Here is a 20,976-nt window from a genome sequence, read left to right on the forward strand (position 1 = left end):
CGATCCTCTCACATACAGCACAGCTCCGTGCTACCGAAATATAACGATAATTGTCCCGGCGTTTCTTGGCAGGACTTAAGATTGTTTAATGAGTCCGTGAAGCTCGGATACACCTCATATGCCTTGCGGAACAGCTTCTCCGCCTGGGCGATGTTCATGTGAACCGCATGAATGCATCCAAGGGCATTATAGCCTAAAGCCAGCCACTTCGGAAAGTCCGACAGCACAATTAATAATTGAAATTGCCGCTGGGCCTCCTGCCAATTTTGCATATGCATCTGGCTCATACCCAGGAATAGCCTGGCCAAATTGCATTCGGGCGCAACGGCAATCGCATGTTGAAATAAACCGGCAGCGTGAGAAAACATAAATAATTTATAATAGCCTTGACCTTTGTTAATGAGCAGCTCCGCTTCTTCAGGTATGGCAAGATCCGCCATATTGCAAGTGGTTGTTTCCACTGGCGAATAGGACGAAGCTTGCCCTTCTGCTTCAACAGGATCATCATCCATCACAGACGTAGTGACCATAACAGGCTGAGCAGCCGCGATGCCTTCCTGGAAGTCGGACACCTTCTCTTCGAAATCCAGCCATTGCTCGATAAAGCTGTCGCTCATTTTTTTCAATTCGGCGATTTGCTTAAGGTACGCCATTCGCTCCTGTTCGCTTGCTTGTGGGTACTGCTTGGTAATACCGTCAAGCATTTCGTTCATCGACGTGAACATATGCTGAAACATGCCGCATCCCGCCTTCGCTTAGAATAAGGAGTGATACGGTCATTTTTTGTTTACAGCCTGCTTTTCATACGGCGTACCAGCCGTTACATAAGTCAGGTAGGTTGCGTAATCCTGCAATTAGATAATCGTGGCATGCAATTCCTCAGTAAGCACCTCAAGCGGCTTATTCTGGTCGTCCAAAATGGTAATAACCGGCTTGTGTGCCTTGGCTTCTTCGCTCGTCATCATGCCATACGAGATAATAATTACTTTGTCGCCTGGCTGCACCAGTCTCGCCGCAGCGCCGTTCAAGCAAATAACACCGGAACCTCTTGCGCCTGTTATGACATACGTCTCGAACCTCGCGCCATTGTTGTTGTTGACAATTTGAACCTTTTCATTCTCAAATAAATCCGCGGCATCCATCAAATCCTCGTCAATGGTAATGCTGCCCACGTAGTTCAAATTCGCTTCCGTTACGGTCGCACGGTGCAGCTTGGATTTCATCATCGTTCTAAACATCGTTAAACCCCTCCACTCGGATGGTACAGGCTGTTATCAATCAAGCGTGTCGTTCCGAATTTGACCGCCATAGCCAGCAATGCCGGCGATTCCAGCTTATGCGTTAGTTCTTGCTCGTCTAGCGGCTCAAGCGAAGGATACCGAAGCAGCTCCACATAATCGATGACCGCATCCGGAGCAGATCCGATTCGCTCCTTCACACGCGACAGTAGCGAGCCTGCTGTCATGGTCTCCTCCTGTATCCATCCCCTCGCTTGCTCCAAGGATTGAGACAGGATAACGGCCTGCGCCCGGTGTTCGGCGGACAGATAGACGTTGCGCGAGCTGAGCGCAAGTCCGTCAGGCTCACGTACGGTTGGACAAGGCACAATAACCGTATCAAAATTCAGATCATCCACCATTTGCTGGATAACGGCAACCTGCTGAGCATCCTTCATCCCGAAATAAACCCTGTCCGGCTTAATCAGATGGAACAGCTTGCCAACGATCAGCCCTACCCCGTCAAAATGTCTGGGTCTCGAAGCGCCGCAGAGCCGGTCAGTCAATCCGCTGACGATGATGCTGGTCTTGGAAGGCTTCGGATACATTTGTTGTACTGTAGGTAAAAAAACAACATCAATTCCGCATTCGTCCGCGAGCTTCAAGTCGCGTTCTTCGTCGCGAGGGTAGCGGTCAAGATCCTCATTCGGTCCAAATTGCGTCGGATTAACAAAGACGCTCAATACCGCAATAACGTTCTTCGCCTTCGCTTCCCGCATCAGGCTTGCATGCCCTTCATGCAGATAACCCATTGTCGGAACAAAGCCGATCGATCTTCTCCCGCCCTCGGATAATGCGTATAAGTGCTCTTTCAGGTCGGTAATGGTGCGGGCTACAATCATGCGAGCGGTACTTCCTTTCGCTGGCTCTCTTTCGCTGTGTTGCGCGGCTCTTCAGTTTTGGCTGTTCCCCCGCCGTACAAGGCTGCAGGGGCTGCTGATCCCGGCTGGAACACATGCTCCTCGGCAGGGAACTGATTTGTCTTCACTTCATCGACAAAGGATTCAATCGCTCCCCGGATCGTCGAGCCAATGTCGGCGTATGTCTTCACAAATTTCTTTTCAAAATAGGGGGAAGAATATTGCAATATATCATGATAGACCAGAACCTGTCCGTCGCAAGCTCTGCCTGCGCCTATGCCGATCGTCGGAATCGTCAGCGCCTTACTGATCGCTTCCGCTACCGGCTCTGTCACAAGCTCCAGAACGATGCTGAATGCTCCTGCCTTCTCCAAGGCGAGCGCATCCTCCATCAGCTTCTGAGCGTCCTTCTCGGTCTTCCCTTGCACCTTGTAGCCCCCAAGCTGATGCACGGACTGAGGCGTAAGCCCCAAGTGGCCCATAACAGGAATACCGGCTTGTACCAGCGCTTCCACATCAGAGGCGATTTCCGCGCCTCCTTCAAGCTTCAGCGCCTGCGCGCCGCCTTGCTGCATAATCTTCGCAGCGTTAAGCAGCGTGGCTTCCCGGCTGGCTCCATAGGACAGGAACGGCATATCCGCTACAATGAAAGTGTTCCCGGCGGCTCTGGCCACCGATCTTGTATGATACACGATATCGTCAACTGTCACTGGTATCGTCGTCTCGTAGCCCAATACGACATTGCCGAGCGAATCCCCTACCAGTATGACATCAATTCCCGCTTCTTCTGCAAGCTTCGCCGACGGATAATCATAAGCCGTCAGCACGGAAATCGCATTGCGCTCCTGCTTCATCTTCAGCAGGCTGTGGATCGTCAGTCGTTTCCTCATCGCTTTCATCTCCTTTTCGTTGTCGAACAGAGAGACTGATTGTCCGCTGAACCAAGCGATAGCATCAGCATCTGAACACGCACTTATGTGCTATTTTAAACACAAAAAAACCTTTTAGCCGATTGCTAAAAAGGTTCCGGACATAAAAAGGAAACGGTTGCTTGTTGTGCTTCCTTCTGTCTCGGTCCCTACGGCTCAGAGCAGAGTGTGCAACACCAATCATTGACACGGTTCAATCTGCGAGGCTTACCAGTGCAGCTTCCTTGGAATACCGCCTGATACATGTAGTGTACCATAAAAAAATACCGTTCGTAAACGGCGTAAATGAACCGCCTTGCACCTGTCCTACGACCGGCTAAGCGGCTCGCCCATCTCTGCCGAGAAGATCGTAACCAGCGAGCCGTCGGCACGCTCTATGCGGATCGCTCCGCTCTCATCCAGCCCTACCGGGGTGCCTTCAAGCTCGCCTTGCGGCGTAACAAGACGGACCTTCTGGCCGATGGATACCGACAATGACTCCCACAGTGCCGCAATCGCTGAGAAGCCTTCCTGCAAGAACAGGTCGTAAAGCGTCTCCCACTCCTGCAAAAATTCCGTGACAATTTGACGGCGGTTGAATGGCTGTCCAGCCTCAATGCGAAGCGATGTTGCTTTCACCAGCAATTCCTCCGGATAATCCCCCTCCGACAAATTTACGCTAATCCCGATGCCTGCGATAATATATTTGAGACGCTCATCCTCCGCTGCAGATTCCAGCAGAATGCCGCTTATTTTTTTCCTATGTATCAACAAATCGTTAGGCCACTTGATGCCAATGGGCAATTGCGTCAGACGCCTCAAGCTTCTGCATAGCGCAACTGCTGTCAGCAGCGTGAGCTGCGGGGCGCAATGAATCGGAACATGGGGACGCATGACCATGCTCATCCATATTCCTTTGCCTTGAGGAGATACCCAGCCGCGGCCCATTCTTCCGCGTCCGCCAGTCTGCTCCTCCGCGAGCACAAGCGTCCCTTCCGGTGCTCCTGACTCCGCTAGCTCCCTTGCCGAATCCTGAGTAGATTTCACCTGTTCATAGTAATGGACGGTCTGTCCGAATCTCGCCGCAGTTCCCGGCCCCGTCAGCATATCGCTGCTAAGCTTATCGGGAGAATAGACCAGCCGGTAACCCAGCTTGGTCGATGCTTCAATCTCGTAACCCGCTGCTTCAAGCTTGCGAATCTGTTTCCAAACCGCCGTACGGCTCACCTTAAGCTCCTGGCTCATCATCGCCCCGGATACGTATTGATCCGGATGACGCTTCAGCAAATCCAGCAAATGATCATGGCTCATTCTATATACCCTCTTCATTCCATAATAGTGACGCCGCAAGGAGCTTGTCCCTCTCGTTCGCGACCTCTCCAGAAGCTGCCGCAATCAGCAGCCGCTTCAGCATGATGCTCATCCACGGACCGGCTTTGCGTGACAAAGCTTGCTGCAAGTCATTCCCGCTCACAGCCAACTGCTTCAGCGACTTGACAGGCATCTCTTCGAGCATCGCGGATAAGCGATTCGCGCTTTCCTCCGATACTTGTCCCGCTTGCGGCTTCAAAGCACGTACGACATGCAGCCAATGCATGGCTGCTTCCTCGCCGAAGCGAATAACACTGGCCAGCCATGCAGCGCGAATGCCTGGCTCATCGCCCGTATTCACGCGCACAGCCAGCTCTGAATGCAACCGTAATACCGTCATAATCAGACTCGTTCTCTTATTGGGAAGCCTAAGGCTTGCTAATAGCTCTTGCGCATCCTTCTCGTCAGCTTGCAATGACAATAAAATAGCTGCCCAACGCTCGTCTAAATGCTCAAGCGAGCCTAGTGAAGCCATTTCATCCCTGCCATCTTCCGCTATTTCTTGAATACGCGCTAACAAATCAGGCGGTACCGCTTCCTTGAAGTCTGCCCACAGCCCGCTGGCGCCAAGCCAAGCCAGTGCTCTCTCAGGGACATCGCCGGACAACATCTTATCCAGCTCTGCTTGCACGCGCTCCATTGCTATATGGCGAAGCAAAGGCTTGTATGCCTTCATTGCCCGCCAAAGGGACGGAACCGGCCGAAGTCCATACGTACCGAGAAAGCGAATCGCTCTCAGCATGCGCAAGGCATCCTCTTGGAGACGCTCATCCGCTTTCCCGACGCATCGGAGCCGGAACTTGTGCAGGTCGCTCAACCCGTCATAGGGATCGTATACGCTCCCGCTTTGCCTGATCGCCATCGCGTTCATCGTGAAATCCCGGCGCAGCAGGTCTTCGTCCAGCTGCAGCACATACGCAACGGAGGACGGTTTGCGGAACTGCTCGTATTCCGATTCTGTCCGGTAGGTCGTCACCTCATACGTCTCGCCTTCCTGCACAACGGTAACCGTTCCGTGCTGCAATCCCGTCGGGATACATTTCGGAAATAATGCCATAACCTGCTCCGGCAATGCCGAAGTGGCAATATCGATATCATGAACGGAAAGGCCCAGCACGGCATCTCGCACAGCTCCGCCGACGAATACAGCCTCATGGCCTTCCGCCTCCAGTTGCTCAATCAATGGCATCGCTGCCCTCATCTCGGACGTAAGCTCTAGCTTCAAAACTGCCCCTCCTTACGTACGACTGCCGTTGCCTCTTCACGGGAACAAGCGTTACTCGCAGACCGATACCGGCAGCTCGGCATCAATGCCAAGCACGCGGTAGTAGATGGATTCGTATTGCTCTGTAATCGAATCATTGCAGAAGTCATGTCTGGCACGCTTCAAGCAAGCTTCCTTGAACTTCGCATGAAGCGCATCGTCCGTCAGCAGCTTGATGGCGCCTTCCGCCATCTCCTCTACGTTACCGACATCCGACAAGAAACCCGTTTCGCCATGCGTAACCAGCTCCGGAATGCCTCCGGCATTGGAGCCGATTGTCGGCACGCCGCATGCCATGGCTTCAAGCGATACCAGTCCAAAGCTTTCTTTCTCGGAGGGCAGCAATAACACGTCCGCCATCGAGATGACTTGGGCAACGTCTTCTTGCTTGCCAAGGAAATGGACGCGGTCCTCAAGCCCCATATTTTTAATTTTGCATTGAATCTTCGTCAATTCCGGTCCTTCGCCTACCAGGAGAAGCTTCGCCCTTACCCGCTTCGACACCCGCTCGAAAATCTCCACTACATCGCTCACGCGTTTCACTGGGCGGAAGTTCGAAATATGCATCAATATCTTCTCGTCCGGCGCGGCAAAGTCGGCGCGCAGGGAAGCTGCTTCACGCGGATAATATACGCGCTTATCGACAAAGTTGTAGGTCAGATCAATAGGCGTCAGGATATCGAGCAGATTTCTCGTCTCTTGGATCAGATCGTTGGATACCGCCGTTACGGCATCGCTCTGATGGATCGCAAGCCGGATCAGATCCTTTAATGACTCATCCTGAGCCAGGACGGTTATATCGGTGCCATGCAGCGTCGTAACGGTCTTAAGACCGTTGCCGACCATCTGCTTGGCGAGATAAGCACATACAGCATGAGGCACTGCATAATGCACATGCAGCAGATCAAGCTGCTGCATCTTGGCTACTTGAGCCATCTTGCTGGCAAGCGACAGATCGTAAGGAGGATAACGGAATACATAATAATCGTTAACTTCAACCTCGTGGAAAAATATATTTTTATTAAATTTGCCTAACCGAAACGGTATGCTATGTGTAATAAAATGAATTTCGTGCCCACGCTCGGCAAGCAGCTTCCCTAATTCCGTAGCAACGACACCGGATCCCCCAAGTGTCGGATAACATGTAATGCCGATTTTCAGCTTCTTAGCCATTCGTGATGCACCTCCCCACTCATGTGGTATATCTATATCTATTCCCTATAGGTTGTACGTTTTGTCAAAATAATGAAATGCCGAACGGGCGCTTGATAGTGAAGCCTTCGGCATATTGCCAGCCCTTGCTTTGACCAAGCAAGAAATCTCTCGCTTCGACCCGCTCTACATAAGCGTTCGTAAGCGGCGTGGCTACCGAATCTGCGCTATGCAAACGGTCAAATTGGGAGCGGTATGCCCGCAGCGCTTCCCGCTTCACATCGTAAGTAGACGTGACATCCACAATTAGCGATACGGCCTCGACGTCATTAATATAATAATAAATAAGCTGCTCCACCTGAACAGGCGGCAGATGCGGCATATAATTGCGCAGCTTGGCATTAAACACAGCTTCTTCAATCAGCTTGCTGCAAGCGATATGATCCGGATGACGGTCAACCCAATATGGCGCAAATACGATACGCGGCTGCCAACGTCTAATTTCGGCAACGATCGCATCGATTTGTTCCCGGCCCCCCTGCAAGCCGCGGTCGGGCAGCCCCAAATTCGTCCGTGCAGATAAACCAAGCACCGCAGAGGCTGTTGCGGCTTCTTGCCGCCTCAGCTCCACGGTGCCGTTAGAGGACATCTCTGCTTCGGTCAAATCGCAAATGCCGACCCGCTGTCCCGCCGCCGTATGTTTGGCGATCGTTCCGCCCATTCCGATCTCTGCGTCATCCGCGTGAGCTCCGAATACGAGGATATCCAGCTTGTCCATTACTCGGCCGCTCCCGGCTTATATTTGTGCACCAGCTCGCGCCATGCAAAATCGCCGCGCTCAACAGCTTTGACCAGTACTTCCGCTGTCGCAATGTTCGTCGCGACCGGAATACCCTGTACATCGCACAGACGAAGCAGCGCGATAATATCCGGCTCATGCGGCTGTGCCATCAGCGGATCTCGCAGGAAGATAATCAAATCCATCTCATTCTCGGCTACCAACGCGCCGATCTGCTGGTCTCCGCCCAGCGGGCCGGACATAAAGCGATGGATAGACAGCTCAGTCTGTTCCATTATGCGAGTACCAGTCGTGCCGGTGGAATAAAGCGTGTGGGGCGTGAACACATGTTCATAGGCGATGACGAAATTCACCATCTCGTCCTTCTTGCGGTCATGCGCGATAAATGCAATGTTCAGCATGTGAATCCCCTCTCCCGATGTCAATTTGCGCCTTGTCGGCTAGTCCATAATATGTTCGAAACCATAGATCAAACCGCTGTATGTCATAACCTTCTTCACGGCTACATTGACACCCGGCATATAGCCGGCACGGTCATAGGAATCATGACGAATTTTAAGCGTTTGGCCATAGCCTCCGAAGATAACCTCCTGCTGCGCAAACACGCCCGGAAGTCTGACGCTATGTATACGGAACCCATTATAATACCCGCCGCGCGCTCCTTCAATTGTTTCTTCTTCCTTCGGATTGCCCTGACGCAGCTCCTGGCGAACTTGTGAGATCAGCTCGGCTGTCTTGATGGAAGTGCCCGAAGGCGCATCCAGCTTCTGGTCGCCATGATATTCGATGATTTCCACATTCGGCAAATATTTGGAAGCCTCTGCTGCAAATTTCATCATCAGAATAGCACCGATCGAGAAGTTAGGCGCGATTAAGCCGCCGATTCCTTTTCCTTTGCACAGCTCGTCCAGCTCTTCAATCTGCTCTGGCGTGAAGCCTGTTGTCCCGATAACAGGACGGACTCCATACTCGATTGCCTTCTTCGTGTTGCCGTAAGCGGCTTGCGGGACTGTAAAGTCAACAAGCACGTCAGCCTTCGCCCCGCTCAGCGCTTCGTCCAATGTTGCGCTTACGATCACGCCTGTATTGGAATGGCCCGCGAATAAGCCTGCATCGACCGGCCCGGAGGACGGATCTACGGCAGCTACCAACTGCAGCGTCTCATCCTCCAGTACCATCTTAACGACCTCTCTGCCCATTCTTCCCCCAGCGCCAGTAACCGCAACTCTAATCCGTTCTACCGTCATCCCCATCACCTTTTCTTTATCGTCTTCTCATCGTGGAACGGATGCGTTCCATTCTCCGTTTGCGGCTAATGTCCGCGAATAATCTTCGGGCCGCCGAGTGGTTCGGATCCAGTCTCAGCGCTTCCCTCGCGCACTCTATGGCTTCATCTAAACCTCCGTCTGTCATGCATACCATCGCAAGCGTGTAATACGCATCAAAGCTCAGAGGGTCCAGCATAACCGCATGCCGGAGCAGCTCAGCGGCTTCCTTTATATCCGGATTCTCCCGGTCTATCAGCACATTCGCTTCCGCCAGCAGAAGACGGGATTGTATCACTTGCGAATGATACCGGTACTCCTCATTATCTGGCTCCAGCTTCTCGGCCACATCTGCATAGATTTTCGCCTTCGGCCACTTGCCGCTGCGCGCGCAGGATACGGCGCATTTATGATAATATCCGGCGTTATCCGGTTCGGCAGCTATCGCTTGCTCGAACCAATAGATCGCCTCTTCAAAATCGCTGTGAAAAATATATTCATACGCCTTCCTGATGCAGGTCTCCCCATCCATCTGCCCATCCTCCTTGTAGTGGGGTGATGGTACAGCATATGTATGGAGCTTGCTTACAGTTCGTCGCTTTTCTTCGTCCAGCGATTTGCGTCACGCGTATTGAACTTGTGCATGACCTTATCGTGAGCCTCGGTCAGATCGATGCCTAGCGAATTGGCGAAGCAGGATAACAGGAACAAAATGTCACCAAGCTCCATCTCGACGGTATTTTCCGCCTCATCCGCCCTCTTCGGCTTCTCTCCGTAATAATGATTAATCTCACGTGCCAGCTCGCCGACCTCTTCGGTCATTCTTGCCATAAGGGCAAGCGGGCTGAAATAGCCTTCCTTGAATTGCGAGATGTACTCGTCCACCTCACGCTGTACTTCAGACAATGACTTCTCAGACATCTTTCCGGCTTCCTTTCCTGTATAGCTGCACGTTACTATGTTACCGTATAGGTCCGCTCAAAATCAATGTTTTTCGCACGCGTCAATTCGCCATACTAGAGATAAAGCAATCTATAGAAAGAAGGCGTCTTCGTGAAAAGAATATGGAATCAGCTGCGCCTGATCTTGCCCATACTGGTCGGAACGGCCATTTATGCTTTTGGGCTGCATGTTTTCGTTATTCCGAACCAGCTCATGGAAGGCGGATTAACCGGCATTGCCGTATTGCTGAATTATGCCGCCGGATGGAAGCTGTCGGTCACGACGCTGCTGCTCAATATCCCACTATTCCTCCTGGGCTGGAAGGCTCTGGGCAAATTCCAAATGCTCTATACCATCGTTGGCACGGTGTCGCTTTCCTTGTTTCTAGCGCTTATTGAATATTTCATTCAGGCCGGATGGCTTGTCCCATTCCATAGTACTAATGATTATATGCTTGCCGCGTTATATGCAGGAGTAACGCTTGGGACCGGACTAGGCATCGTCTTTCGTTTCGGCGGCACGACCGGAGGCATCGATATCATTGCACGGATATTGACTCGCTGGCGCAGCTTCAGCATGGGTCAGGTCATATTGGCGTTTGATGCCGTTATCATTGGCATCTCCATTCTCTACATCTCCCTGGAGAAGGTGCTCTATACGCTGGTTGTTGTTTTTATCGCCTCGAAGATGATCGATTTTCTGCAGGAAGGGGCTTATGCCGCAAAGGCTTTCTCTATCATTACCGAGCACGGGGAGCAGATGGCGACGACGATTACCCATGAGCTGGAGCGCGGCGTCACCCTGATGCCGGCGAAGGGAGCCTTCTCCGGACAAGAAAAAGAGATCGTCTATTGCGTTGTGGGAAGAGCGGAGAACCGCCGCCTCAAAACCATCATTCGCAATATCGATCCCAGGGCCTTCATAGTAATCAATGACGTACACGACGTGCTGGGCGAAGGCTTCAAAGAAGAATAGCGGACTTTCCCGCTTCGCTTGTCTCCGATAAGACTACAGCTTCTTCACGCCGTAAGGCCTTGCCTTATATTTGCGCCAGCCTGTCCAGGTCAACACGCCTGATATAATCGTACCCAGCAGCAGCGCCCACTTCAGCGGCTGTCCGATGCCTGGCGGCGCTATGGCCGGTACGGCTGCCGCCTGCTTGTCCTCTAAAAATATACGGTTGATCACCAGCCTAATCGCATCAAGCGATTGATCGACCTCCGTCTTCGACACCGTAGATTGCTTGCCTTCGAGCAATCTCCCCGCATAAGCAATACGCTCCATCAATTCTCTCATACGGATGGGATCACCTGCGAACATCGCCGCCGTCTCGATTCTGGCCGCATGCTCGCTTAATCCTTGCAGAGTAGCGCGCGCAGCAGCTACAGGGTCTCCGGCTTGTCTCTTCCATGCTTGCTTCAGCGTGTTCACATCATGCGTAAGCAGCGCTTTGTATTGATGCCACAGAGCTGCCTTGCCATTCATTAGCGCATCAGCGCCCATACGCAGCCGTACGGTATGCTCAAGCCACAGCGAATGCTTCACGCCACTGGAGAGCGCCCGCTCGACAGCAGCTGCATCATGCTCCATTGCCGACCATCCGTCAGCACTGCCGTAGCTGCGAAGCATCTTATTGTCCAGCAGCTTATTCAACCTTTGCAACTCAGCGAATGCGGCTTGCCGATTATTCGTATAAGCCGCCGTATATAAAGCTGTCGCTGTCTCGTCCATTCGTTCAAGCTGATGGTACGGACCTGACGAGAACAGGAATGCGTAGCTTCCTTCTGGACTCGCGCCGCCCCATACCACTCCAGCCGTGCCCATCGCCATACATAGACAGACGATGAACGGAATGATAATACGCGATTTCATGGACATCCCCCCATAGACCAATCTATGAGGGGATGTCCGTCTTTATTCATTTTTTTCGAAAACGCAAGACAAGCCATGCGGCTAGGAAGCTTGCAAACGACAGGGCGTACGTGAAGGTCCGCACGGCATCCAGATCGTCCTCCAGCTCTGCCGGAAGCCATGGATTAATGCCATACGTATAATCGATGGTATCATTCAGCAGCAGCCATCCCAGGCCTGCGACAAGCGCACCGGTCCTAGCTTTCATGAATCTGAAATACAATAGCGCCTCTGCGGCCATCCCCAGATGCGATGCGATCAGCATGTAATGCTGCCAATTCAGCACATCGCCTTGTGCGGCTCCGCCGACAATCATGGCAACTGCCCATATGCCGTATTTGACCGAACAAACGACAGCAAGTGCCTCGATCACAACACGCACGATGTCGCCGAGTTTGGATGATCGCTGTGGAGGGAACATCAAAAATAGAAGCGACAGGGTGAAAAACAAGCTTGAAGTTGGCGAATCCGGCACAAAAGGAAGCATCCATGCCGGTTTGTTCTCGATGGTCCAAATGAGCTGGTTTTCATACCAGATATAACCGTATATCGTACCGACCAGATTAACGATAAACAAAAGCCAAAGCACATTGCGGTTCAGCAGGAAGCTTCGGCTCCAGAACAGACTCAGATTCATGCTCTTGTTCCTTTCCAAAAAAAACCTGACCGAATAATTCGATCAGGTTTCCTTTAAGGGTTCAACTACTCTTGGGTTTGCTTGGTCAGCCATACAGCCAGCTGATCAATCTCATCTGAAGAAAGTGTAGCTTCGTATGGAGGCATCGCGCCGCCATTACGGCCGTGTGTAATCGTCTCCACGATCTCTTCCTTCGACAGGCGATTACCTACGCCAAGCAATGCTGGTCCGTTGGCACCGGCTAAGTCATTCGCATGACAGCCCATACATTGAGATTGAACGATCGACATTGCCGGATCTTCAGGCTCAATGATAGCTGCAACAGGCGCTTTCTTCAGCGGATTAGGACGAGGCAAGCCTCTCTCATGAGCCAGTCTTGCTTCTTCCTCGCGAACGTGATGCTCAGGAGTTTGTCCATTCTTCTCCAGCATGTGCTGGTAGTGATCCCAAGATACAACCGTCAAGTATACGCAAGCCGCCAGCGTCAGAAGCATAAGCGACGAAGCGATTGGACGGCGGTAGAAGCGGCGCTCCTTGCCGGTATCCAGGAATGGAGCAAGCAGCAATCCGCCGAACAGAATACCAGGAATGCCGAGCGTGCCCAGCAGGATGAACTCCTGCGATACATATGGATATTTCAAAAATTGATACAGGAACAAGAAGTACCAGTCTGGCATCGGAATAAACGATGCATTCGTCGGGTCAGCCGGATAGCCCAGCGGTGCAGGCTCAGCGATAACCCATACCAGGAAACCGACCAGTACGACGCAACCAACCATCCATTCCTTCAGAAGGAAGTTAGGGATGAAGGCTTCCGATTTACCCGGAAATGACGTGTAGTCTGGCGGTGTCTGGAAGCCGCCCGCTTTCTTGACGCGCGAGTCGCCCACATAGACGACCTTCTCGTTCGATTTATGACCGTGAGCCATGTGTAAGCCCTCCCTTCGCTTAAAGTGGTCCCGAAATGCCTTGTTTCCGAATCATCAGGAAGTGCGCCGCCAGCATGGCGATCAAAGCGCCTGGCAGGAAGAATACGTGAATCGCGAAGAAGCGAGTCAGCGTCTGCGCCCCTACGATGTCGCCGCCATACAGGAAGTCAGCAATGTAGGATCCGATAACAGGAACGGAAGCCGCGATTTCTACACCTACTTTAGTTGCGTAGTAAGCTTTGTTGTCCCATGGAAGCAGGTAACCTGTAAATCCAAGGCCAAGCATGATGAAGAAAATCAGCATTCCGACTACCCAGTTCATCTCACGCGGAGCCTTGTAGGAGCCGGTGAAAAATACGCGAAGAGTATGTAGGAACATCATTACGATTACCAAGCTCGCACCGAAATGGTGCATGCCGCGAACGATCTGGCCGAATGCGACCTGATGCTGCAGATAGTCAACGCTCGCGTAAGCGTTAATAATATCCGGCACGTAGTACAGGGTCAAGAACATCCCCGACAAAATCTGGATAACCGTGATAAAAAACGTCAAGCCACCGAAGCAGTAGACAAATGCAGAGAAATGATGCGCCGGGTTAACGTGCTCGGGCACCTCATGGTCTGCTACATCTCTCCAAAGCGGCGTAATGTCAAGACGTTCGTCAATCCAGTTGTATACATTTTTAAACATCTGCAGTACGCCCTCCTTAGCTTCTTGTGTTCGGAACGAGTGGTCCCAAATAGACAATGCCGTTGTCAACGACAACTTCGTATTCGTCGAGCGGCGAGTTGGCTACTGCCAAGTTCTTGCCGTCCTTGGAATATCTCGCGTCATGGCACGGACAGTCATATTCGTTATGACCTTTCGTATTCCAGAAAATCGTGCATCCCAAATGCTTGCAGACCGGAGACAGGGCAAATACTTTGCCGTCTGCGCCTCTCGAGATCCAAGCTACGAGTTCAGGCTCGCTCTCATACCAACCGTCAATCTGATGAATCTTGAACTTGAATTCTTGCGGTTCCGTGGTGACTTTGCTCTCCTCGACAACCTTGACCAGATTGCCTTCACCCTTCTTCGCAAGAAGCGGATCAACCGCAAACCGAACCATCGGAAGTACCGCGCCGCCCATCATGAAGGCCGTTGTGCCGCCAAGCGTATATGACAAAAATTGACGCCGGGACATTTCTTTGCGCTGAACCGGACGATGCGCCGTCTCGTGTTGTTCATGATTACTCATCTTCTGTTCTAACCCCCTTTGCCAACCATATCTCGCGTCTTGCCGCACGGCAAAAAACACATGACGAACTAGGACATAACTTATAATAGCCTAGGTGTTTGGGAGCGTCAAGAATATGGCCCGATATTTGCGTCATTCTGGAAATGCCGTTCAAGAATTTGTTATCATTTTGTCACATTTGACCTGCTCTGGCATTTGTTTTCCCCATATTTCGATCTAATTATACGAAGGATATCCATATTTAAGGAGAAATGGGGCTCCAGAGCTCTCTAATTTGTGACGACACCTCGCCAGGGGTCAGGAGATGTCCGTCCGGTCCAGGCTGCAGAATCAGATCCGCAGCTTCAATCATCAGCCCAGGAGCGGCAAACGCCGTCATGATGATCACATATTTAAACCCCGCTTGCTTCAGCCGGCTGCACCATTCGCCGAGCATCGAATGGAACGCTTCACTTTCTGATATGTAATGACATGCCGGATACGTAACCACCCTGCCCTTGAACGGAATCTCCACCAGATCCATCATATCCCGCAGCCGCTCAAGCCGGACTGTCGTCTCATAGGGCGACTCCCCGCCACCAAGCCCCGTGACGGGAAGCAGGCATGTATCCAGGTACGGCTTAAGCTCGTCCCATTGTTCTTCCGTAATATCGCTGAATTTCATCCGTTCTCCTCATTTCCCCGTTGTCTCTGCTCTTGCTTTTTCCATTCTACAAAAGAAAGCCTCCGTGCGCTAGGGCTGGCATACAGCCGGCTGCACATGGAAGCTCCTTATCGTTAATGCTTTAGCTCATTGAGTTGCTTGACGAGTCGGTAGAACGTATCCTCGTCGCCGGACGCGAGCGCTTTGTCAATAGCATGATTCAGCTTCTCGGTCTGAAATTTCAGCACTGCTTCGTCCAGTACAAGCTCAGCGACCAATCCGAGCATCGCCTCATACGTTTCTTTCATTTTGTCCATAGGATACACCTCCACACCGGCGCTTACGAGATCCTATATTCGATTCCTTTCGTCACGTAGCTCTCCATTGTCCTTCTCATGCGCAGTAAATCATCCTCTGTCAACTCTCTTACGACTTTGGCGGGCGTTCCGATAGAAAGCGTATAGGATGGTATTTTCTTGTTCTCTGTCACAATCGAACCGGCTCCTATTAAAGCATATTCACCAACGTCTGCGCCGTTTAGTACGATTGCCCCCATTCCGATTAATGTACCTTTGCCTATCGTGCAGCCGTGAATAATCGCGCTATGGCCGACCGACACTTCGTCAGCCAGTACAAGCGGCTGATCGGTATTCACATGGCCTACAACACCGTCCTGGATGTTGCAGCTATGTCCGATTCGGATAGGAGCGAGATCGCCGCGAAGCACGGCGTTGAACCAAACAGTGCTTTTGGGACCAATCGACACATCGCCGATCAGCTTGGCACCTTCTGCGATATAGCAGCTATCGTGTACAGCGGGCATTATTTGGTTATACGGCAACAACATTTATCCTCATCTCCCTTGTCAACCTTGAATTGGGGAGATTCTACCAAGGCCGCTCCTGAATGTCAATGCAAGGCAAGTCCGGCTGCGTCCGGCCCTCTAGCCATGCGATCGATGACCGTATTGCCCGCTTTCGTCATGCGCACAACCGTTCCGTGCTCCGGGTGTTCCCCTATGCGCAGCAGGCCTAGATGCACCATCATTTTAAGAATCCTGGCTTCCAGGATGGCATGGGCATCGTCGTAGTAATAGGTCTTGATGAAAGGAAGGAGCACTTCCCGGAGCGAGGACACGCTCACCCAATCGGGCGCAAGCGCATGAATCCAATGAACCAGCGACAGCAGATTGGCCACAGGGCCCTTGTACAGCTTTAGCCAATAACGATAGATCAGCTCTTGCTCATCTGCTTCAGCCGGCTTCTCCAGCCGTTCCTTGCCCGCATCCTCTAAAATGAGCCATCCATCTGGCTGTTCGCTGATATATTTGGCGCTGCAGCAGTAATCATAGAGCAGGGAGAACCGGTCCGGATAATAATTGAAGTGGCGGCCATATCCGAATCGCCAGGCTCCCTTGCTTGGCAAGTCCTCCCGCACGCCCATCCGGTCCAGCATTTGCTGAAGAGACCGCTTGTACATGGAACCGTCCGGGATAAGCTGCACTTCATTGTGGTATACATAATGAAGCAATTGCTTGATGTCTTCTTGCATTAAGCCCTGTTCATCCCTGTACATATGCGGTTCATCCGTGTATTGGAGCTGCTCGGCGAATCTGCGCCTGAGCGTCTCGCGGAATCTGGTCTTCAGATCGCTCGGAATCTGGAACAGATACCTCCCCGGACCGCTGAATCCGTTAAAGAGCCAGCCCTGATGCTTGAACTGGACGATGATTTCCCTTGGACTAGGCGGCGCCGGCGGCAAAGCAGCTTTTTTCTTGCTTTTTTTCGTTTTTTTGGCTGGTTCTTCCACCGGTTCCTTCTTCTCACCGAAGCGGCTCTGTTGAACCCTCGCGACCAGATCTTCCAGACTGTAGGACTGCCTGGACTCGAATAGCAGAGAATTAAGGAAACGCAAATCTTCCAGCTTCATAGAGCTGATTTGATTCTCGAATACGTCATGCCGATTCACTTGCGACAGAATGGACTGGATCAGCTCGTTTTTGGAGTTCCCGTTGCACTCGCACTGGTAAACGCCCGCAATCTTGCTGAGCTGACCGATATCGGCATAACTTAGCATGTCTGACAGATTCATGGCTCTCCCCTTTCTGCAGAGTACCGCTCCCTCGCAGGCTGCAGCTTCTATAGCTAAGGTTTTACTACCATTATTGGACAATTCGCGCATTTCATACCCATCAGTTGCGGTTGCCTCCAAGTAAATAGACTGCCAACGCAAAAAAAGCTCTCCGAAAACCAATCGGAAAGCTTGCTCTAACTATTGATCTAAAGCTGTACGGCTAGACGTTGATCTCCTCCAAATGCCGGGTACAGTTATGAAGCAAGGGCTGCCATGCGTCGTTCTGCCGCTCCAGAATAGAGTAGGACAGGTTGCCAAGGCGGGAATCCTCCAGCTCCGCACATAGCTCCTTTAGCATCTGGGCGATGAAGCTTCCGTGCGAGACGACCAGAACGCTCTGGCCTTCTTCTCTCTTCATCAGGTCCGAGATCGCTTCCGAGCCTCTGGCACGCACCGCTGTGTCGGATTCCATGCCAAGGCTTTGCTCACGCCAGTCCGCTCCCCAGCGCTCCAGACGTTCTTGCTCCGTCGTCCCTTCGATCTCGCCAAAATAACGCTCACGCAGACGAATATCCGGCTCCAATACAGGAATAGCCAGCCGCTCGGCAATAATGGCTGCTGTTCTTCTTGCCCGCTGCAGGTCGCTAGAGATAACTGCGTCCCATATACGCTGTTCCTTGCTCAATCTGGATGCCAGCGCACTCGCTTGCGCAATGCCTTCCTCATTAAGCGGAATATCCGTCTGCCCTTGTATGATGCCCTTTGCATTCCAATCTGTCTTCCCATGCCGGACCAAGCCGATAAGCAATCCGATTACCCCTTTCGATGTCTGCCGGTCCCGAGCCGAACGTCAATGTCGCGTTCTGGACAGCCAATTTAATATTAGTAATGCCATAACCAGTCCAAGCAGCGATAGCGCTACATAATATTGCGGGAACGTCGGCACAACCTTCAGTACGACCGGGTCGCTTATGCTGGCTACGGGCACTTCTGCATAGAAACCCGCGGTCATAAATGCGTTGTCTGTCGAAGCGTTGGCCGCTTCAATCAGTCCCGTCATCTTTTGCAACTGCGCCTCGGTAGTCGCATCCTTATAATCGAACACAAATACAAAGAACGCGCAAGCGAACATTGCCATGCAGCCCGCAATAAGAATAGCCGTATTTCGACGGAATGATTTGGAGAAGTGATAGCTTTTGCTTGGAACCGGCAAGTACCAGGATTCGTCCAGGTAGATGCGCTCCATCACGGCACGGTTCACATGCTCTGAAGGACCGATCGCGGCGGTTTCCTCTGCGCAAATGCGAACGAGATCCTCGCTCTCTTCCCAGAAGCCGTAATGAGCGGAGCAATGCTCGCAATCCAGCAAATGAGCCTCCAGTTCTATTCTCTCCTGATCCTCCTCGGACATATCCCAGTAGTCGGAAAACCTAAGCTGCACGTCCTCGCATTTCATCATGAATTCATCCTCTCGAAAGACTCCGCCGACGGCATCGTTCCATAATAAGGCTCAAGCTGCGTCTTCACGCTGGCTCTTGCCCGGAACAGCAATGATTTGACGGAACTGACCGACTGCCCAAGAATATTCGCAATCTCCTGGTAATCCAGTTGGTCATATTCCCTAAGAATAAGCGCGGACCGTTGCTTCTCCGGCAAATTGTTAATTGCCTCACGAACCATAGCCATTCTTTCATTGCGCAGAAGCTGCTGCTCGGGAGCGGCTTCATGCGATGCGATCGGTTCGAAACCTGCGTCATCGAGCGATACATTATTCGCCTTGCTTTTCCTAAGCTCACTCAAAACGGTATTGCGCGCAATCGTATACAGCCACGTAGAGAAAGAAGCATCCATCTCCCGGAAGGAGTGGAGGCTGCGGTAAGCTTTATAAAATGTCTCTGAACATAAATCCTCAGCCAGCAATTCCAGTTTCGCGCTTTTCAGCATATGAAAGATGAAGGCTAATATCTTGCGCTGATAACGCCGCATCAGTTCGGAGTACAGCTCGACATTGCCATCCTTAATCTCTCGTATTAACTGGGAATCAGTCATGACAGGCGAACCTCCTCCACCTGCAGATTATTCCCGGACCCTATGTATCATTGTACCGGCCCGAAAACAAAAAGTTGCGGTCATTATCTCAATAAATACAGATTTAACTGCAGATTCAATTGAGTAAGTTTAACAATTCGATTCCGACAGGCAAAATCCTGCCTGTTTCGACATTACTTCTTAAACCTTCATTTTCCTAATAAAACGAATCAGGGGGAAAAATGGCTTAACTCGCTTCTGTTACTCCTATCTGTTACTCCTATATAACCTATGTTCGGAGCTTCCCAAACAAAACACCCCTTGCAGCCGGAAGCCGCAAGGGGTGATTCACACCCTTATTGCACACAGATCTCCAGTGTTCTTCATGTTCAGGCCAGTGGCCTGAAATAAACAAAAAAAAACCACTCCGTGGAGTGGTTTGCGTTCATGATGAACGCTGCAGTTATTGGATAGGAGTGGAGAGAAACCATACTGTACTTTTATTATATGTATACGCTTCCATTTTGTCAACAAGCGTTTTCATTTTCGTGACAAATCTTGAAAATGAAAACACAGGAATGTCCATCTATTGATGAACGGAATAGCCATTATTCTCAAGCAGTGCAATCGCTTGATCCAAATACTCCTGATTGCGGAACGATAACCGAAGAATGCCCGGCACATCTTCCCTGCTCTCGATAATTTGCAGATTGCTAAGATTGATCCGGTTGTTGCCCAGCTCGCTGGCAATCTTGCCGATAATACCGGGATGATCCGGCACATCGACATAACAATCATACACCGAATGAATCATGCCCTTGCGTCGCTCCGGCATGCGGTTGCGGAATTCACCCGCCGTCCGGAACGCTTCTTCAATGGCTGGTCCGTCCAGCTTCTCCAGCATTTGCGCGAATGATTCCATTCCGGCATTCCAGTCGCGGATCAGCCGCAGGAGTACTTGGCGGTTATCAAGCAGAATATCCCGCCATAAGCTTGGATCTCCCGAGGCGATGCGCGTAATGTCCCGGAAGCCTCCGGCAGCCAAGGATTGATACAGATCATTGCGTTCATTATAGCCTCGCACCTGGTTCACCAGCGCAACAGCAATCATATGAGGCAAATGACTGATCGCTCCCACGATGTCATCGTGCGAGTCAGCATCCACCTTGACAATATTCGCTCTCGTATGCGAAAGCAGCTCCGTCAATCGCTCCACCGCCTCTGGCGGCGTTGATGGTTCTGGCGTCAATACATAGAAGGCATTTTCCAGCAAATGATAGGAGGCCGCCTCTACGCCGGAGCGCTCAGACCCTGCCATCGGATGACCGCCGATAAAGGTCGCTGGTCCCAGATCAATGGACCTCGCATAAGACGCCACCGAAGACTTCGTGCTGCCGACATCCGTGATGATACAGCCTTTCTTCAAATGGAAGGCGCTGATCTTCTCCATATACTCCTGCAGGTTGCCAACCGGTACGCATAGAAAGATAAAGTCCGCTTGCTCCGCGGCTTCCTGGATCGATGTCGTGCCGACATCGACCACGCCGCGTTGAAGGTATTTCTGAACGGAGCTTTCCCGATTGGAGAATCCGATCACCCGGATACCCGGCTTGCCTTTCAGGCAAAGCGCAATCGAACCCCCAATAAGACCTACTCCAAAAATCGCTACATTCGTCATA

General features: G+C 51.7%; 26 protein-coding genes. 1 reads left to right on the top strand and 25 read right to left on the bottom strand.

Features of this window, described 5'->3' with window-relative positions:
• Positions 1-8 precede the first annotated feature (8 nt).
• The 12 genes from ACFVSO_RS12015 to ACFVSO_RS12070 all read right to left on the bottom strand — a co-directional run bounded on the left by ACFVSO_RS12015 (position 9) and on the right by ACFVSO_RS12070 (position 9,817).
• Positions 9-737 carry a tetratricopeptide repeat protein gene (locus ACFVSO_RS12015; protein ID WP_387473621.1) on the bottom strand — a complete coding sequence of 243 codons (729 nt, stop codon included), beginning with the start codon at positions 735-737 and terminating at the stop codon, positions 9-11.
• 117 nt (positions 738-854) lie between these two features.
• Positions 855-1,238 carry an aspartate 1-decarboxylase gene (gene panD / locus ACFVSO_RS12020; protein ID WP_387473625.1) on the bottom strand — a complete coding sequence of 128 codons (384 nt, stop codon included), beginning with the start codon at positions 1,236-1,238 and terminating at the stop codon, positions 855-857.
• 2 nt (positions 1,239-1,240) lie between these two features.
• Positions 1,241-2,119 carry a pantoate--beta-alanine ligase gene (gene panC / locus ACFVSO_RS12025; protein WP_387473627.1) on the bottom strand — a complete coding sequence of 293 codons (879 nt, stop codon included), beginning with the start codon at positions 2,117-2,119 and terminating at the stop codon, positions 1,241-1,243.
• Entirely contained in the window at positions 2,116-3,027 is a 912-nt protein-coding gene (gene panB, locus ACFVSO_RS12030) for a 3-methyl-2-oxobutanoate hydroxymethyltransferase (RefSeq protein ID WP_387473629.1), read from the bottom strand. The genes panC and panB overlap by 4 nt, the downstream gene beginning before the upstream one ends.
• 345 nt (positions 3,028-3,372) lie before the next feature.
• Positions 3,373-4,356: a biotin--[acetyl-CoA-carboxylase] ligase gene (locus ACFVSO_RS12035; protein ID WP_387473632.1), complete on the bottom strand. Its 984-nt coding sequence runs from the start codon at positions 4,354-4,356 to the stop codon at positions 3,373-3,375.
• Position 4,357: 1 nt separating this feature from the next.
• Positions 4,358-5,641 carry a CCA tRNA nucleotidyltransferase gene (locus tag ACFVSO_RS12040; protein WP_387473634.1) on the bottom strand — a complete coding sequence of 428 codons (1,284 nt, stop codon included), beginning with the start codon at positions 5,639-5,641 and terminating at the stop codon, positions 4,358-4,360.
• A gap of 51 nt (positions 5,642-5,692) precedes the next feature.
• The gene (bshA, locus tag ACFVSO_RS12045) at positions 5,693-6,853 is read right to left on the bottom strand and encodes an N-acetyl-alpha-D-glucosaminyl L-malate synthase BshA (protein WP_387473636.1); all 1,161 of its coding nucleotides are present in this window, start codon (positions 6,851-6,853) and stop codon (positions 5,693-5,695) included.
• Between the two features lie 64 nt (positions 6,854-6,917).
• A complete protein-coding gene (gene bshB1, locus ACFVSO_RS12050; RefSeq protein WP_387473638.1) occupies positions 6,918-7,610 on the bottom strand; it encodes a bacillithiol biosynthesis deacetylase BshB1 in 693 nt (230 codons plus the stop codon).
• The gene (locus ACFVSO_RS12055; RefSeq protein WP_387473640.1) at positions 7,610-8,032 is read right to left on the bottom strand and encodes a methylglyoxal synthase; all 423 of its coding nucleotides are present in this window, start codon (positions 8,030-8,032) and stop codon (positions 7,610-7,612) included. The genes bshB1 and ACFVSO_RS12055 overlap by 1 nt, the downstream gene beginning before the upstream one ends.
• A gap of 39 nt (positions 8,033-8,071) precedes the next feature.
• Positions 8,072-8,884 carry a 4-hydroxy-tetrahydrodipicolinate reductase gene (dapB, locus tag ACFVSO_RS12060; protein ID WP_387474272.1) on the bottom strand — a complete coding sequence of 271 codons (813 nt, stop codon included), beginning with the start codon at positions 8,882-8,884 and terminating at the stop codon, positions 8,072-8,074.
• Between the two features lie 10 nt (positions 8,885-8,894).
• Positions 8,895-9,428, bottom strand: coding sequence for a tetratricopeptide repeat protein (locus ACFVSO_RS12065; RefSeq protein ID WP_387473643.1), 534 nt, complete (start codon positions 9,426-9,428; stop codon positions 8,895-8,897).
• 53 nt (positions 9,429-9,481) lie between these two features.
• A complete protein-coding gene (locus ACFVSO_RS12070) occupies positions 9,482-9,817 on the bottom strand; it encodes a nucleotide pyrophosphohydrolase (RefSeq protein ID WP_387473645.1) in 336 nt (111 codons plus the stop codon).
• 132 nt (positions 9,818-9,949) lie between these two features.
• Here ACFVSO_RS12070 and ACFVSO_RS12075 point away from each other — a divergent pair, with 132 nt between their 5' ends.
• Positions 9,950-10,813 carry a YitT family protein gene (locus ACFVSO_RS12075; protein WP_387473648.1) on the top strand — a complete coding sequence of 288 codons (864 nt, stop codon included), beginning with the start codon at positions 9,950-9,952 and terminating at the stop codon, positions 10,811-10,813.
• Positions 10,814-10,846: 33 nt separating this feature from the next.
• Here the strand turns inward: ACFVSO_RS12075 and ACFVSO_RS12080 are convergent, their stop codons facing one another.
• The 13 genes from ACFVSO_RS12080 to ACFVSO_RS12140 all read right to left on the bottom strand — a co-directional run bounded on the left by ACFVSO_RS12080 (position 10,847) and on the right by ACFVSO_RS12140 (position 20,975).
• Positions 10,847-11,710, bottom strand: a complete 864-nt coding sequence (locus ACFVSO_RS12080) for a sporulation protein YpjB (protein ID WP_387473651.1) — start codon at positions 11,708-11,710, stop codon at positions 10,847-10,849.
• Between the two features lie 46 nt (positions 11,711-11,756).
• Positions 11,757-12,386, bottom strand: a complete 630-nt coding sequence (locus tag ACFVSO_RS12085; protein WP_387473653.1) for a DUF1405 domain-containing protein — start codon at positions 12,384-12,386, stop codon at positions 11,757-11,759.
• 65 nt (positions 12,387-12,451) lie between these two features.
• Entirely contained in the window at positions 12,452-13,315 is an 864-nt protein-coding gene (locus ACFVSO_RS12090; protein WP_387473658.1) for a c-type cytochrome, read from the bottom strand.
• 19 nt (positions 13,316-13,334) lie between these two features.
• Complete coding sequence (gene qcrB, locus ACFVSO_RS12095) at positions 13,335-14,006, bottom strand: menaquinol-cytochrome c reductase cytochrome b subunit (RefSeq protein WP_119799573.1); 672 nt, start codon at positions 14,004-14,006, stop codon at positions 13,335-13,337.
• Positions 14,007-14,022: 16 nt separating this feature from the next.
• The gene (locus ACFVSO_RS12100) at positions 14,023-14,553 is read right to left on the bottom strand and encodes a Rieske (2Fe-2S) protein (protein ID WP_387473662.1); all 531 of its coding nucleotides are present in this window, start codon (positions 14,551-14,553) and stop codon (positions 14,023-14,025) included.
• Between the two features lie 241 nt (positions 14,554-14,794).
• A complete protein-coding gene (locus ACFVSO_RS12105; RefSeq protein ID WP_387473664.1) occupies positions 14,795-15,217 on the bottom strand; it encodes a DUF2487 family protein in 423 nt (140 codons plus the stop codon).
• Between the two features lie 113 nt (positions 15,218-15,330).
• Entirely contained in the window at positions 15,331-15,513 is a 183-nt protein-coding gene (locus ACFVSO_RS12110) for an IDEAL domain-containing protein (protein WP_120113266.1), read from the bottom strand.
• Positions 15,514-15,536: 23 nt separating this feature from the next.
• Positions 15,537-16,043, bottom strand: coding sequence for a gamma carbonic anhydrase family protein (locus ACFVSO_RS12115; RefSeq protein ID WP_387473667.1), 507 nt, complete (start codon positions 16,041-16,043; stop codon positions 15,537-15,539).
• A gap of 62 nt (positions 16,044-16,105) precedes the next feature.
• Positions 16,106-17,287 (bottom strand): hypothetical protein, encoded by a 1,182-nt coding sequence (locus tag ACFVSO_RS12120; RefSeq protein ID WP_387473669.1) that lies wholly within the window; start codon positions 17,285-17,287, stop codon positions 16,106-16,108.
• Between the two features lie 202 nt (positions 17,288-17,489).
• Positions 17,490-18,077 carry a histidine phosphatase family protein gene (locus ACFVSO_RS12125; protein WP_387473672.1) on the bottom strand — a complete coding sequence of 196 codons (588 nt, stop codon included), beginning with the start codon at positions 18,075-18,077 and terminating at the stop codon, positions 17,490-17,492.
• A 42-nt stretch (positions 18,078-18,119) separates the two neighbouring features.
• A complete protein-coding gene (locus ACFVSO_RS12130) occupies positions 18,120-18,728 on the bottom strand; it encodes an anti-sigma factor family protein (RefSeq protein ID WP_387473674.1) in 609 nt (202 codons plus the stop codon).
• Positions 18,725-19,318, bottom strand: coding sequence for an RNA polymerase sigma factor (locus tag ACFVSO_RS12135; protein WP_387473677.1), 594 nt, complete (start codon positions 19,316-19,318; stop codon positions 18,725-18,727). The genes ACFVSO_RS12130 and ACFVSO_RS12135 overlap by 4 nt, the downstream gene beginning before the upstream one ends.
• A 565-nt stretch (positions 19,319-19,883) precedes the next feature.
• A complete protein-coding gene (locus ACFVSO_RS12140) occupies positions 19,884-20,975 on the bottom strand; it encodes a prephenate dehydrogenase (RefSeq protein WP_387473679.1) in 1,092 nt (363 codons plus the stop codon).
• Position 20,976 lies beyond the last annotated feature (1 nt).

Source organism: Paenibacillus sp. NPDC057967, assembly GCF_042887015.1.
GTDB lineage: Bacteria > Bacillota > Bacilli > Paenibacillales > Paenibacillaceae > Pristimantibacillus.